This window comes from Arthrobacter sp. T572, assembly GCF_056780115.1.
Genome location: NZ_JBRAZQ010000002.1, coordinates 3,086,267 through 3,099,392, shown reverse-complemented (window position 1 = coordinate 3,099,392; position 13,126 = coordinate 3,086,267). Strand labels below are relative to the sequence as shown.

At 63.6% G+C, this 13,126-nt stretch carries 10 protein-coding genes; 3 read left to right on the top strand and 7 right to left on the bottom strand.

The window, feature by feature from the left end:
- Nucleotides 1–141: 141 nt before the first annotated feature.
- Together ACUYMZ_RS15580 and ACUYMZ_RS15575 are read left to right on the top strand one after the other, a co-directional pair.
- Entirely contained in the window at nt 142–672 is a 531-nt protein-coding gene (locus ACUYMZ_RS15580; RefSeq protein WP_481604295.1) for a winged helix-turn-helix transcriptional regulator, read from the top strand.
- On the top strand, nt 669–2,015 hold the full coding sequence (locus tag ACUYMZ_RS15575; protein ID WP_426003727.1) for an MFS transporter: 1,347 nt from the start codon (nt 669–671) through the stop codon (nt 2,013–2,015). Before ACUYMZ_RS15580 ends, ACUYMZ_RS15575 begins: the two co-directional genes overlap by 4 nt.
- Before the next feature lie 72 nt (nt 2,016–2,087).
- Here the strand turns inward: ACUYMZ_RS15575 and ACUYMZ_RS15570 are convergent, their stop codons facing one another.
- The 4 genes from ACUYMZ_RS15570 to ACUYMZ_RS15555 are packed head-to-tail and all read right to left on the bottom strand — an operon-like array spanning nt 2,088 to nt 8,381.
- Nucleotides 2,088–5,186 carry a glycoside hydrolase family 2 TIM barrel-domain containing protein gene (locus tag ACUYMZ_RS15570; protein ID WP_481604293.1) on the bottom strand — a complete coding sequence of 1,033 codons (3,099 nt, stop codon included), beginning with the start codon at nt 5,184–5,186 and terminating at the stop codon, nt 2,088–2,090.
- A complete protein-coding gene (locus ACUYMZ_RS15565) occupies nt 5,186–6,106 on the bottom strand; it encodes a carbohydrate ABC transporter permease (RefSeq protein ID WP_481604291.1) in 921 nt (306 codons plus the stop codon). The genes ACUYMZ_RS15570 and ACUYMZ_RS15565 overlap by 1 nt, the downstream gene beginning before the upstream one ends.
- On the bottom strand, nt 6,103–7,050 hold the full coding sequence (locus ACUYMZ_RS15560) for a carbohydrate ABC transporter permease (protein ID WP_481604289.1): 948 nt from the start codon (nt 7,048–7,050) through the stop codon (nt 6,103–6,105). The genes ACUYMZ_RS15565 and ACUYMZ_RS15560 overlap by 4 nt, the downstream gene beginning before the upstream one ends.
- Nucleotides 7,047–8,381 carry an ABC transporter substrate-binding protein gene (locus ACUYMZ_RS15555; RefSeq protein WP_481604287.1) on the bottom strand — a complete coding sequence of 445 codons (1,335 nt, stop codon included), beginning with the start codon at nt 8,379–8,381 and terminating at the stop codon, nt 7,047–7,049. Before ACUYMZ_RS15555 ends, ACUYMZ_RS15560 begins: the two co-directional genes overlap by 4 nt.
- Before the next feature lie 142 nt (nt 8,382–8,523).
- On the opposite strand from ACUYMZ_RS15555, the gene ACUYMZ_RS15550 reads away from it, so the two are divergent.
- Nucleotides 8,524–9,132 (top strand): TetR/AcrR family transcriptional regulator, encoded by a 609-nt coding sequence (locus ACUYMZ_RS15550; RefSeq protein ID WP_426003722.1) that lies wholly within the window; start codon nt 8,524–8,526, stop codon nt 9,130–9,132.
- A gap of 76 nt (nt 9,133–9,208) precedes the next feature.
- On the opposite strand, the gene ACUYMZ_RS15545 is transcribed toward ACUYMZ_RS15550, so the two are convergent.
- Genes ACUYMZ_RS15545 through ACUYMZ_RS15535 form a run of 3 tightly spaced genes read right to left on the bottom strand, consistent with a single transcriptional unit; the run spans nt 9,209 to nt 13,125 of the window.
- On the bottom strand, nt 9,209–10,372 hold the full coding sequence (locus ACUYMZ_RS15545) for an acyl-CoA dehydrogenase family protein (protein WP_481604285.1): 1,164 nt from the start codon (nt 10,370–10,372) through the stop codon (nt 9,209–9,211).
- Between the two features lie 27 nt (nt 10,373–10,399).
- Nucleotides 10,400–11,920: an APC family permease gene (locus tag ACUYMZ_RS15540; protein WP_481604283.1), complete on the bottom strand. Its 1,521-nt coding sequence runs from the start codon at nt 11,918–11,920 to the stop codon at nt 10,400–10,402.
- The gene (locus ACUYMZ_RS15535; RefSeq protein WP_481604281.1) at nt 11,917–13,125 is read right to left on the bottom strand and encodes a glutathionylspermidine synthase family protein; all 1,209 of its coding nucleotides are present in this window, start codon (nt 13,123–13,125) and stop codon (nt 11,917–11,919) included. Before ACUYMZ_RS15535 ends, ACUYMZ_RS15540 begins: the two co-directional genes overlap by 4 nt.
- Nucleotide 13,126: the final 1 nt, after the last annotated feature.

The window sequence follows — 13,126 nt, the reverse complement described above, 5'->3', positions numbered from 1 at the left end:
ACGCCTTTCGTGGTCAGAGTTGACCAAGCCAGCGTAGGAGGGCCTGGTGAACCACGAGTGAAACCGGGGCAAACCAAGGGGGTGCGTCGCGTCCGCGGGGGCGCTCTGGCTTTCTTCAAAGAAGTCAGGTACGTTCACATCATGCCTTTGCGTTCGGACTGGTCTGCCAGGACCTGCAGCCTTGCCCGTGGCCTTGATGTCCTTGGTGATCCCTGGGGCAGCCTGGTCCTCCGGGAAATCTTCTTCGGGAATGGCCGCTATGACACCATCAAGAAGCGGCTCGATGTGGCCGACAACGTCTTAAGCAAGCGGCTCGGCTGGCTCGTGGAAGCTGGGCTGCTGGCCAAGCGTCCCTACCAGGACGGCGGCAGGACCCGGCACGAATACGTACTGACCCGCAAGGGTGAAGACGCGCTCCCCGTGCTCAATGCCATCATCATCTGGGCCGAGAAACACCTGGATGCACCCAACGACGTTTCCCACATGCGCGTCATCCACACCGACTGCGGACAGCCAACGTCATCCGCCGATACCTGCACGCACTGCGGGACACCCCTTACGGCAGCCAATACCAGCTGGCACAGCCTCAGGAACGGGCACCCCATCCAACTGGCGGTCGCACCACCAGCCGGACCGGCCACCACATCACAGCAAACGGAGATGCCCGCATGACCGCGTCAAAGACAACCCGCACCTCCGACGCCGGGGCCACTCCGGACGGGAAGAAACCCGCACGCCGCCTCCACCCCGCATGGATCGTAGCCGCCGTCGCATTCCTGGCCTTGGTGGGAGCAGCGGGATTCCGTGCCGCTCCGGGGGTGCTGATGGTCCCGCTGCGCGAGGAATTCGGATGGTCAACCACCGTCCTGTCACTGGCGGTCAGCATCAACCTGGTGCTCTTCGGCCTGACGGCTCCCTTCGCGGCGGCCCTCATGGAGCGGTTCGGGATCCGGAAGGTCACGGCACTGGCGCTGTGCCTGATCGGGCTGGGCTCCGCACTCACCGTCTTCGTAAACCAGTCCTGGCAGATCCTGTTCACCTGGGGTCTGCTCATTGGACTGGGAACGGGATCCATGGCCCTGGTGTTCGCCGCTACCATCGCCAACACCTGGTTCGCCAAGAGCCGCGGCCTGGTGATCGGCATCCTCACCGCCGGAAGCGCAGCAGGGCAGCTCGTCTTCCTGCCCTTCATCGCGGCGCTCGCCGAAAACCCCGGTTGGCGGGGTGCATCACTCCTCATCGCCGCCGGCGCGCTTGCCGTTGTTCCGCTGGTGCTGCGCTGGCTGCGCAACTCACCAGCCGACGTCGGGGTCCTTCCATACGGTGCCGAAGCGCCAACGGAGGTGGCCGCCCCGGAGGAAAGCACGACGCCGGGCGGCAAGCCGGTCAACGCTGCGGTGCGGGCACTCCAGGTCCTGAAAAGGGCCAGCAGGGTACGGACGTTCTGGGGGCTCGCCGCCGGTTTCGCAATCTGCGGTGCTACCACCAACGGACTGATCGGAACGCACTTCATACCGTCGGCGCACGATCATGGCATGCCGGAAACTACTGCTGCCGGGCTGCTGGCCGTGGTGGGGATCTTCGATATCGTGGGCACCATCGCCTCCGGTTGGCTAACGGACCGGTTCAACCCGAAGGTGCTGCTGGCCATCTACTACCAATTCCGTGGCATCGGGCTGCTGGTGCTGCCCTTGCTGCTGGGCTCCACGGTGGAGCCAAGCATGATCATCTTCGTGGTGGTCTATGGCCTGGACTGGGTTGCCACCGTCCCGCCCACGGCGGCCATCTGCCGCTCCGTCTTCGGTGCAGATGGTTCCGTGGTGTTTGGTTGGGTGTTCGCGGCCCACCAGCTCGGAGCAGCCGTGGCGGCTCTCCTGGCCGGATTCATCCGCGACGCCACGGGGCACTACAACTACGCCTGGCTTGGTGCGGCAGCCATGTGCACCGTGGCCGCCGTCATCAGTGCCACCATCCGCAAGGACGCCGCACGCAAGGAGCCGGTGGCTGTTCCCTGACCGTGTTGTGGGGCCCGTTCTGCGCGCTATTCCGGCCTGGAAATGCGCAGAGCAGGCCCCACAACGGGTGTACTAGCCCACGTCCGTGATCTTGAACGTCAGATTCCTGGCCTCGGGCCGCAACGCAAAGTCAGGCCAGACATCCGGCCCGCAGGCCCTCGAACCCAGTCCATGCTGAGCGGCGTCGAGGTACAGGTAGCTGCCTTGGCTTGCCGGCAGTTCGTGGGGGTGATCCGCGCCCGCCATTTCCTGGGCTGTGTGCCGTGCCAAGGTAAATCCCGGCAGGCGGCCACGGGAATCAGGGACAGCGTTGAACCGCAACCAAGGATTGCCGGAGTTTTGCAGTTCCAGTGACCGTACATCGCTCCGGTGTCCGGTCTCCTGGGGTTTGGAGTAAGGAACGGACAACTCCTCAATTCCTGCCGAGTACCGGCCTACCAGGGCGGAACGGCGGCTGTCCGGGTAGGACTCGCGCGGTCCCGTACCAAACCACGAGACCCCGTCAACCGAACCGGGCAAGTCCAAACGGATGCCCACCCTGGGCCAGACCATGTCCCAGCGGGATCCGGGGATGACGTCAACGCGCAGCCAGAGCTCGCCGCCGGATACTTGCCACTCTTCGGTCACGGAGACCCAGTGTGAGCTGTTCGCGGCGGCATAGCGCGTACGGACACGCAGGCCGTCACCGCTGGAAACGACGTCCTCTACACGCGCAGTCAAGCGGTCGAGTCCAGCTTGGCGCCATTGCTCTGCCAGGGCCGGGGCAGGCACCCCGTTCCCGTTGTTCAGCCATGGATCGGCGGTGTCGTAGCTGCCCCTCCCTGCACCGGCGTCGTTGTCGGTCGGTGCCCGCCACAGTTCGAGGCGCGGCCCGGTCACCGGCAAGCCGGCCAGCGAGACCAGACGGCCGTCCTGGAAAGCAGCGGGTCCCAAGGTCAACGTCGTCGGCGCCCCGCCATCAGGCCGCGAAGGCAGAACAAGAGGGCGGGGTATTGCCTGGCGCGGACCTGTCTCGGTCAGTTCCAATTGCGCGGCGCTGATAACGTGCCCGGCTTCTGCCCACGCTGTGTCCTTTCGGAGGACGGCCTCCACCGTCAGCCAGTATTCGGCAGAGGCCACGGGCGCGAACGCCGGCATCGCGATCCGCGCCGCATCGCCGGCAGCCAGCGGCGTTCCCGCAGCCGTGACCACGTCAAGTTCGCCGGAAGCGTTTACCACCCCGTCCACCTCGGTACGCCAGCGCAGCACAATATCCGATGCATCCGCCGTGTGCCGCAGGTTGGCGACGGACACGAACCGGCCTGTGCCGCCGTCGGGCGTTTCCGGTCCAAAACCCAAACGGAACGGCGAGACAACCTGCTTGTACTCAAAGAGTCCAGGGCTTGGTGTGGAGTCGGACAGGACCATGCCGTCCATCACGAAGTTCCCGTCGTGCACCACCTCGCCAAAGTCGCCGCCATAGGCGAAGAACTCCGTGCCATCCAAGGTGGTGGTACGGATGCCGTGATCCCGCCACTCCCAAACGAACCCACCGTGCAGGCGGGGGTAGCGCTCCACGAGGTCCTCGTACTGGTCGATGGCGCCCGGACCGTTGCCCATGGCGTGGATGTATTCGCACAGGATGAACGGCTTGGTCCGCTGGCGGGCCGACTCCGCGGCGGAGCAACCCAGCAGGAGTGAGCCGGAGTCGTCGCGGCCAATCGATTCGGTCTCCGGGACGGAGGAGTACATGCGCGAATACACATCGGTATAGGCGCCCGTGTAGTCGCCTTCGTAATGGACCGGTCGCCCGGAGTCACGGGCATGCGTCCAGGCGGACATGGCAGCAAGGTTTGATCCTGTTCCGGACTCGTTGCCCAGGGACCACATGACGATCGACGGGTGGTTCTTGTCCCGTTCCACCGTCCGTTCCATCCGATCCAGCAGGGCCTCACGCCAAGCGGGATCGTCGCTGGGATTGCCAACCCAGCCGTGCGCCTCGAAACCATGGGTTTCGAGGTCGCATTCCAGAATCACCCAGAAGCCCAGCTCATCGGCGATGTCCAGCAAGCGTGGGTGGGGCGGGTAGTGGCTGGTTCGGATGGCGTTGACGTTGAACTGCTTCATCAAGGCCAGGTCCTCGCGTGCAAAGTCTTCGTTGAACACGCGGCCCCGGTCCGGGTGGGTCTCATGCCGGTTAACTCCGTGGAAGACTACGCGCCGGCCGTTCACCAGGAACTGGTCTCCCCGGATCTCCACGCTGCGGAAACCGAGGCGCAGCGATATGGTCTCGCTTTGGCTGGCCACAGTGGCGTTGTACAGGCGCGGAACTTCTGCGGACCAAGGTTCGACGGCGGTGATCGCCACAGGGGCGACGTCGGCAGGCGAGTTCCAGACGACGTCGACGTCCAGTTCCGGCACGCTGAGCCTGATGGGGAAGGCGGCGGGGGAGGCCACGATCTCAGGATCGATGGTTCCTGCTCCTGCATTGGTGAATGCGGTGCGGAGCCAGACGTCGTCAATTCCGCCGAGGGGCCTGGCCAAAAGGGTGACGTCCCGGAAAATGCCCGGCATCCACCACTGGTCCTGATCCTCCACATAGCTGGACGCGGACCATTGGTGGACCCTGACGGCAATCAGGTTCCTGCCGGGCCGTACGGCTTCGGTGACATCGAATTCCTGGGCGAGGCGGCTTCCCGTGCCAACGCCGATCAGGCTCCCGTTGAGCCACACCTTGTACCGGGATTCCACGCCGTCAAAGCGCAGAAGGATTTTCCCGGCTTCACTCCACTCCGCCGGTACCTCGAAAGTCCGGCGGTAGTCGCCGGTCGGATTGTGGTCCGGGACGTGCGGCGCATCAAGAGGGAAAGGGAACTGGACATTGGTGTAGATCGGGCGTCCATAACGGCCACTGCCCTCCAGGACCCAGTGTGCGGGAACCGGCATCTGGTCCCATCCTGAGTCATCCAGGGCTTCCTCCGCGACTCCTTCGATTGCTTCTCCCGCGGGAAGGACTCCACGTCCGCCCGCCGTGCCGGGATCACCCGGCAGAAGCCTGAAACGCCACTCACCATTAAGGGAGAGTGCCGGGGCATCACTGTGCAGCCACGAGCGCGCGGGCATCCTGTTTCCGGATCCGGGGCCGGGATCCGTGAGGTAGGAAACGTGCTGGTGTTCTGGGGACAAAGGCATTACTTAACGGCTCCTTCTGTCAGTCCGCCGCGCCAGAAGCGTTGCAGGACGACCATTGCGATACTGAGCGGAATGATGGACAGCAACACTCCGCCGGTGGTGAGTTCATAGAATTCGGGCAAGCGGTCAACCTGGCTAAGCCAGTTGTTGAGGCCGAGTGTGATGGGGTAGAGCTCGGAGTCGGACAACATGACCAGCGGCAGGAAGTAGTTGTTCCAGATGCCTACAAGTTGGAAGAGAAAGACCGTGACGAGGGCAGGCGTGAGTACCTTAAGCCCGATGGTGTGGAAGATCCTGAGTTCCCCTGCGCCGTCGATCCGTGCCGCCTCGATCAGGGCTGTATCCACGGTGGCTTCCGCGTAGATCCTGCAGAGGAACAGGCCGAAAGGCGAGACAAGGGATGGAAGCAGGACGCTCCAGTAGGTGTTGGCGAGTCCTATCTGGCTGAACAGGAGGAACAGGGGCAGCGCCGTGGCCGTGCCGGGAACCAGGACTCCGCCGAGGATGGTGCCGAACACCAGGTTCCGTCCGCGGAACCGGTACTTGGCCAGCGCGTACCCGCCGGCCGCGGCGAAGTATGTGGCGAGCAGTGCGCCAACGCCCGCGTAGATGGCCGAGTTCAGGAACCAGCGGCCAAAGATCCCATTGTCGTAGCTGACCACCTTGGCGATGTTCTCGCCCAAGGAAAACGTGGATGCGAACCAGAAACCGTTGGTAGAGAAGAGATCCGCGGTGGACTTTGTTGAGGCGACGAAGACCCAGTACACGGGGATCAGGAAGTACAGTGCCACGATCACCAGGATCGCGGTGACGATGATGGTGGATGAGCGGCGCCGCCCTGCCGCGCGGTCCGCTCCCATGGCGGGCTTGCCGGCTGGTGACGGGATGTTCGACGTCGGTTTGGTGGCTGTTGTGGTCATGAGGACTTCCTGTTCGTGAATGCGAGGAAGGCGAAGGACAAAACAAATGCCGCGACGGCGATGATGACCGACTGGGCAGCGGCGACGTTGTAATCGTTGTAGGCAAAGGCCGTGGTGTAGGCGCTGAGGTTCGGGGTGTACTGGCTGTCGATGGCAGGAGCTACCGTTTTCAACACCTGGGCTTCGGCGAACAGTTGGAGCGTGCCGATGATCGAGAAAACCGTGGTGAGGACCAACGCGGGACGAATCAGGGGAAGCTGGATGCTCCGGGCAACCCGCCACGTCGAGGCGCCGTCCACTTTCGCGGCCTCGTAGAGTTCCACCGGAATGGCCTTCAACTGGGCGACGATAATCAGCATGTTGTAGCCGGTGTAGCTCCACGTCACGATGTTGGCCACTGACCAGAGCACGCTGTTGGCACCCAGGAAGTCAGGAGTCAGGCCCACGATCTTGGCTACATCAAACAAGGGGCTGAGTCCGGGCACATAGAGGAAGGACCAGAGGATGGTGGCGATCACACCTGGCACCCCGTAGGGAAGGAAATAGGCGGCGCGGAAGAACCCCGGCCATCGTGCCGAAGCTGATTCCAGGAGCAAGGCCAGGACGGTGCAGAAAATGATCATCACAGGAACCTGAACGACGCCAAAGAGCAGCATGCGTCCTATGGAGGCCACAAAACCTCCGTCGCCCAGTGCCAATGCGTAGTTGCCGAATCCCGCGAATTCGCTGGTAACGCCGGCTTCGCCGAAGAGGCCTTGGCGGGTGACCTTGGTGAAGCTGGAACCAACGGCGGCGATGATGGGCAGGATAAACGTAAGGGCGAACAATGCCAGGAACGGCGCAAGCAGAAGCCAGGGTGCCCGGGTGGTGGCTCCGGTTCGCTTACTGCGGGATGGTGGTGGTCCGGAGCGTTGGCTGACTGGAACGGTGCGGACGGTGGTCATGACGTTTCCTTCCGGATGCTCAGGCCTTTGTTCTTGAAGACCTCCATGATCTGCTGCTCGGACTTCACCACTGAGTCCACCAAGCTGGTCCCGAATGCCTTCTTCCGGAAACCGTCACTGAGGATGTTGAACGACTGCTGGGTGACCGGCCACCAGGACCAGTCCGTGTTTTGTTGGCCCGTGGCTGGAACAAACACTTCCTCGTTGTAGCGTTGGCCACTGAAGAAGGTGGACGGTTGCTTCCGCTCAGTGCCGATGAAACCGGGGTTGGGCGACCAGCCGATGCCGCTGTGCTTGATCTCGGCATCGATCCCTTCCGTGGAGGTGGTGAGCCAGACGGCGAACTCGAGTGCCTCTTTGGGGTGCTTGCTGTTGGCCAGCACTGCGGCGGTGGAACCTCCCAGATAGCTGGACCCGAACCCGCTGCCGTCCCACGTGGGCATGGGAGCAACGCGCCATTTGCCTTCGGAGCCGCTGACACCCTGGACCAGGGCGTCACCCCAACTTCCCGTGATGGTGGAGGCAATGCCACCCTTGGCTGCCGCGGCAAACCATGCGGGGGAAAAGGCTCCGTAGGCAGTATTGACGATGTCCTGGTCGATGGCTTGATCGAAAAACCGGGCCGTGTTGAGCGTGGCGTCGTCGGTCATGTTGATGACCCAGCCGTCGGATTCCGGGCGTAGCCACACCGCGCCTGCCTGGGATGCATAGGAAGCAAACGGTGAGGCATCGCTGATGGGGAAGCAGTCCAAGTAGACATCCCTGGAGCGGAGTTCCTTGCCCAGGACGGCCCACTCGTCCCACGTGGCGGGGGTCGTCCCGCCCACTGATTCGAGGACCGCGGGTTGGTAGAACATCCCCATCGGGCCTGAATCCTGCGGAATGCCGTAGACGCCTCCGGCGTAGCTGACCTGCTTCCACAGTGTCTCGTCATAGAGATGGGCGTGGTCATTGGCCCCGTAGCGGGACAGGTCCACCAGTCCGTTGACGAGGAGGAACTCGGGGATGGAACGCATTTCCACTTGCGCGAGGTCGGGGCCGCCCCCGGCAGCCAGGGCCGAGTAGAGCTTCTGGTATCCGCCGGAGTTGCCGCCTGGAATCCACACTACGTCGACCTGGATATCAGGGTGCTGTGCATTCCAAAGGTCAGCGACATTCTGGAAGTCCTTGAGCCAGGCCCAGTAGGTAAGCCTCACGGGGCCCTGTGCAGGAGCAAGAGTGGGGGCCGCGTTGACTGACTGGGTGCCCGGCGTGGCGCACCCTGAAAGGACGCCCATTGCGGCGGTACCCAATCCAGCACCAAGGAGTTGTCTTCGCGTGAGAGCGGTCATGTGCCTTCACCTCGTTGTGTCGGTTGCAGAGGCCACTGACGAACGTCCGCCGGCGGCCGAATGTGATCACGGTAACATAAAATTCGAGTGACTACTCGAATTTTATGTGATGCCGCGAACTCCGCCTGTACACTGGCTAGCCATGACCACAAAGGACAGTGCGCGCTCCGGGAAGCGTGGTCCCTACGCCAAGTCCGAGGAGCGGCGACGCACCATTTTGGATGCTGCCCACGCGGTTTTTGCTGCCCGGGGCTACCGTGGAGGTTCACTTCAGGATGTCGCCGACCACGCGGGCATGAGCCAAACCAGCCTCCTGCACTATTTCCCCTCCAAGAGCGAGCTCCTGATGGCAGTGCTTGCCCGGCGTGACGAAATTACCGAGGCCGCCAACCCGGCCGATATGGCGGAGGGCTTTGCCGAGGTGGTCTTTGGAACCGCCGAGTACAACGAGAACATCCCCGGGGTGATTGAGCTGTACACGGTGCTGTGCGCTGAGTCCCTGACCGAAGGGCACCCTGGCAGGGAGTACTTCACCGACCGTTTCGCCCGGCTTCGGCGGAGCTACACGAGGCGGTTCAAGGAGCTCCAGGCCGAGGGAAGGCTCCGCCCCGGAGTGGATCCGGCACAGGCTGCCACCTCCTTGGTGGGTCTGTGGGATGGTGTCCAGACACAATGGCTCCTGGCCCCGGACGACGTGAACGTTGCGCAAAGCCTGCGCGCTTTCTTCGACTTGGTGGTGGTCCCGCGCTAGCTGACTGCGTTGTCAGGCCCGCTTTGCGCGGACACGCCATCGAATAGCCCGCACAGTGGGCCCCGCAACGGGAAACTTAGCCGCGGAAGGCCGGGATGCCCGTAATGTGGTGCCCCAGGACCAGGGTGTGCACTTCATCGGTTCCTTCGTACGTCCGCACGGATTCCAGGTTGTTGGCGTGCCGCAGGGGTGAATGCTCCAGGGTTACCCCATTGCCACCCAGGATGGTCCGGGCTTCGCGGGCGATCTTGAGGGCCTCGCGCACGTTGTTCAGCTTGGCCAGGGAAATCTGTTCGGGCCGCAGCTTGCCGGCGTCCTTCAATCTGCCCAGGTGGAGGGCCAGCATGGTGCCCTTTTGCAGTTCCACCAGCATGTTCACCAACTTTTCCTGCGTCAGTTGGTACCCGGCCAGCGGGCGGTCGAACTGCATGCGGCCACCGGCGTAGTCCAAGGCAGCCTCGTAGGAGTCGCGGGCTGCTCCCATGGCACCCCAGGCAATGCCGTAGCGGGCGTCGTTAAGGCAAGTGAACGGCCCCCGGAGTCCGTTGGCACCCGGGAGGACGGACTCCGGACCCAGCCGAACGGCGTCGAACGTTACCGCGCATTGGATGGAAGCGCGCATGGAGAGCTTCGGTTCGATGGGGGTGGCAGTGACCCCGGCTGTCCCGGCCGGGACCAGGAAGCCGCGGATGCCCTCGGCTGTTTTCGCCCACACCACCATGACGTCTGCCATCGACGCCAACCCGATCCACCGCTTGGCACCGTCCAGAACCCAGCCCCCGTCCGACTCGCGGGCGACCGTGGTCATGGACGAAGGATCGGACCCCGCAGCGGGCTCTGTCAGGGCGAAGCAGCCGATCAGCTCACCCGCGGCCATCCGGGGCAGCCAGCGCTCCTTCTGTTCCTCCGAGCCCCAGGAATGGATCGCGGTCATGGCCAGGGAACCCTGCACCGACACAAAGGTGCGGATGCCGGAGTCGCCGGCTTCCAGTTCCATGGCGGCCAGGCCATATTCGACGGCGGTCCGGCCCGGGCAGCCATAACCCTCCAGCTGCATGCCGAGGACACCCAGCTCACCCAGTTCCTGTGCGATCTCCCGGGGGAAGACGGCGTCCTCGTACCAGCGGGCAATGTTGGGCCTGATCCGTTGGGTGGTGAAATCGCGGATCCGCTCCCTGGTGTCCAGTTCTTCGGCGCTCAAAAGGGAGTCGAGGGCAAGGACATCGGAAGGATCGCTCATGCCAGCATCCTAGGCGCAGGAGCGACCCTAGCCCCGGACCACCCCGGCCTCTGCGCGCTTGCCGGTGAAGTAGTCCCTGGTTGAGGGGGCGAAGCGGCACACAACGGCCAGCACCACGCCCAGGGCCAGCAGCAGGACACCACTGACAAAGGCCCCGCCGATGCCGAAGATCTGCGTGTCGCCGTATGCCGGGTCCCACATTTCCACGGCGGAGATGAAGAACGCGACCGTGAGGCTCAGCGCACCAAGGAAAGGAAGGATGCCGCGGAACCAGAGGTTGCGGGCGGATTCGCGGAGCGTGGCCCGGAAGTACCAGACGCAGGAGAATCCGGTCAGTGCGTAGTAGAAGGCGATGAACAAGCTGATGGCACTGATGGAGTCGGCCAGCAGGTTTTCGCTGAGGAAGCTCATGGCCACGTAGTACACCACTGCAACGGCGCCCATCACCTGCGTGGAGAACCCGGGAGTCATGTAACGCTCGTGGACCTTGCCGAACCGGGGCGGAAGGGCTCCATGCACTCCCATGGACAGCGTGCCCCTTGCCGTCGGGAGGATGGTGGTCTGCGTTGAGGACAGGACGGAAGCCAGCACGGCCACCACGATCAGCCAGCCCCAAGGCCCAAGCACGACGTCCTTCATGGCCAGGAAGACGTCGTCCTGGTTGGCCTCATTGCCGAGGCCGATGCCGTCGGTGCCGATCGTTGCGTACATCATCACCAGGAGGGCAACAGACACGTAGATCGCTACCAGGACGAACGCCGAGATCACGGCCCCGCGGCCCGGGGTCTTGGCCGGGTTCTCAGTCTCTTCATTCAGGGCCAGGCAGGTGTCCCAACCCCAGTAGATGAACAGCGCCAGCAGCACGCCGTGGACCACGGCACTGGGGTCCGCGAAAGCGCCCACCGGGTTGAACCACTCAAAGTCGAAGGCCTGTCCCTCCGGAGCACCGCCCGCGATGCGGATGATGATCGCCAGTGCGAAGATTCCCAGCGAGATGTACTGGATGTAGGTCAGGGTCCGCTGTACATGCTCGCCCAGCCTGATCCCGCGATGATTCACATAGGTCATGAAGGCGATGAACAGTACACCGGTGGCAGTGACCAGCCAGGTGTTCTCCGCCAGGGAGCCGTCGCCCACCAGCAGCCAAAGGTACTTGCCGGCGATCTGTGCCAGGTTGGCGAGCACCACGATCCCTGCCAGGGCGACGCCCCAGCCGCCGAGCCAGCCGGCCCAGGGACCGAAGGCCTTCCTGGCCCATATGAACGTGGTGCCGCAGTCCGGCAAGGCGCTGTTGAGTTCCCGGAAGGCGTAGGCAATGAAGAGGACCGGGATGAAGCCCAGGATGAGGATCAGGGGAGTGTAGTTGCCGTTGACGGCAACAATGAGGCCCAGCGTGGCAGCCAGGGAATAGACAGGCGCCGTTGACGCCAGGCCCAGCATGACGGAGTCGCCAAGGTCCAGGATTCCGGCGTGGAGGCCTTTGGAAGGAACGACGGCGGTTCCGTCGCCGCCCGGGGAACCACCCGGCGTCGAAATTTCAGTGCTCATAGTACGGCTCCAAAAGGTGAGGTCGAAGTGGGTTGTGCCGGCGCCGGAGCGTCGATCGTGTTGGGCACGAAGCGGCAGAAGTAGTCCGTGATGGGCCCGTCTGATTCGCGGATGCCGCAGCCGACGGACTCGCCGTCCACCACCCACAGCCCCAGGACGGGATGGTTGCCGTCGTAATCCGGCAGGGAGTGGTACTGCTGGTAGCACCAGCCCTCCCGGCCATAGCCGCCAGGTTGCGAGATGTCGATTCCCGGGGCATGGATGCGGATATTGTCGCCCTCGCGGCCATGGAGCGGCTTGGCCACCCATTCCTTCAGCGGACCGGGGTCGCCCAGATAGGCGGGCAGAAGGTTTTCATGGCCTGGGTAAAGGTGCCACAGGGCGGCCAGGAGGGCCTTGTTGGAGAGCAGCATCTTCCAGGCCGGTTCCACCCAGCGCGGATTGTGCGCGCGGGTCAGGAGCCGGTGCCCGAAGGGCTCCTTCATCATCAATTCCCACGGGTAGAGCTTGAACATGGTGCTGATCATGAAATTGTCCAGGTCCACGAACCTGTTCAGGTTGGGGTCCCAGCCGATATCGGACATGTTGATGCCAATGGTGGTCCATCCGCCCTGGCTGGCGACGTCGCGCATGTAGGCGGCGGTCATCCAGTCCTCGCCGGATTCTTCGGCCTCGGAGTGGGCGACGTGCAGCGTGCTCATGCCGGTGCGGAACTGGAGCTTCTGCCACTGGCGGATCAGGGCTTCGTGGATCCCGTTCCACTGGTCCTTATCAGGGAACACGTCCTGCAGCCAGAACCATTGTGCGACCGAGGCTTCGATCAGGCCGGTAGGGGTGTCGGCGTTGTACTCCAGTATCTTGGCCGGCCCGCCCTTGCCGTCGTAGATGAAGTCGAAGCGGCCGTAGACATCCATGTCGCCGGCCTGCAGGGACTCCGCAGCGAGCTCCAGGGCCTGCCGTCCGATGCCGATGTCGCCCATGGCGCCGGTGGCCAGGTACTTGGCGGCCTCCAGGCACATGAGATGCATGTCCTCGGCAGTCTTCTCGAGGGTCTCCACCTCGTCCATGGTGAATTCGTAGTAGGCCGATTCGTTCCAGTATTCGATTTTGCGGCCGTCGGGCATGGTGGTGGTGGAGAAAACCAGGCCCTGTTCTTCGATCTTCTGTTTCCAGTCCGGCCTGGGCGCGGAGGTCAATCGACGCACG

Excerpts from the sequence above, each read along its gene's own strand:
- ACUYMZ_RS15575 (WP_426003727.1), top strand. The coding sequence starts at position 669 with ATGACCGCGTCAAAGACAACCCGCACCTCCGACGCCGGGGCCACTCCG.
- ACUYMZ_RS15555 (WP_481604287.1), bottom strand. The coding sequence starts at position 8,381 with ATGACCGCTCTCACGCGAAGACAACTCCTTGGTGCTGGATTGGGTACC.
- ACUYMZ_RS15560 (WP_481604289.1), bottom strand. The coding sequence starts at position 7,050 with ATGACCACCGTCCGCACCGTTCCAGTCAGCCAACGCTCCGGACCACCA.
- ACUYMZ_RS15565 (WP_481604291.1), bottom strand. The coding sequence starts at position 6,106 with ATGACCACAACAGCCACCAAACCGACGTCGAACATCCCGTCACCAGCC.
- ACUYMZ_RS15570 (WP_481604293.1), bottom strand. The coding sequence starts at position 5,186 with ATGCCTTTGTCCCCAGAACACCAGCACGTTTCCTACCTCACGGATCCC.
- ACUYMZ_RS15545 (WP_481604285.1), bottom strand. The coding sequence starts at position 10,372 with ATGAGCGATCCTTCCGATGTCCTTGCCCTCGACTCCCTTTTGAGCGCC.
- ACUYMZ_RS15580 (WP_481604295.1), top strand. The coding sequence starts at position 142 with ATGCCTTTGCGTTCGGACTGGTCTGCCAGGACCTGCAGCCTTGCCCGT.
- ACUYMZ_RS15550 (WP_426003722.1), top strand. The coding sequence starts at position 8,524 with ATGACCACAAAGGACAGTGCGCGCTCCGGGAAGCGTGGTCCCTACGCC.
- ACUYMZ_RS15540 (WP_481604283.1), bottom strand. The coding sequence starts at position 11,920 with ATGAGCACTGAAATTTCGACGCCGGGTGGTTCCCCGGGCGGCGACGGA.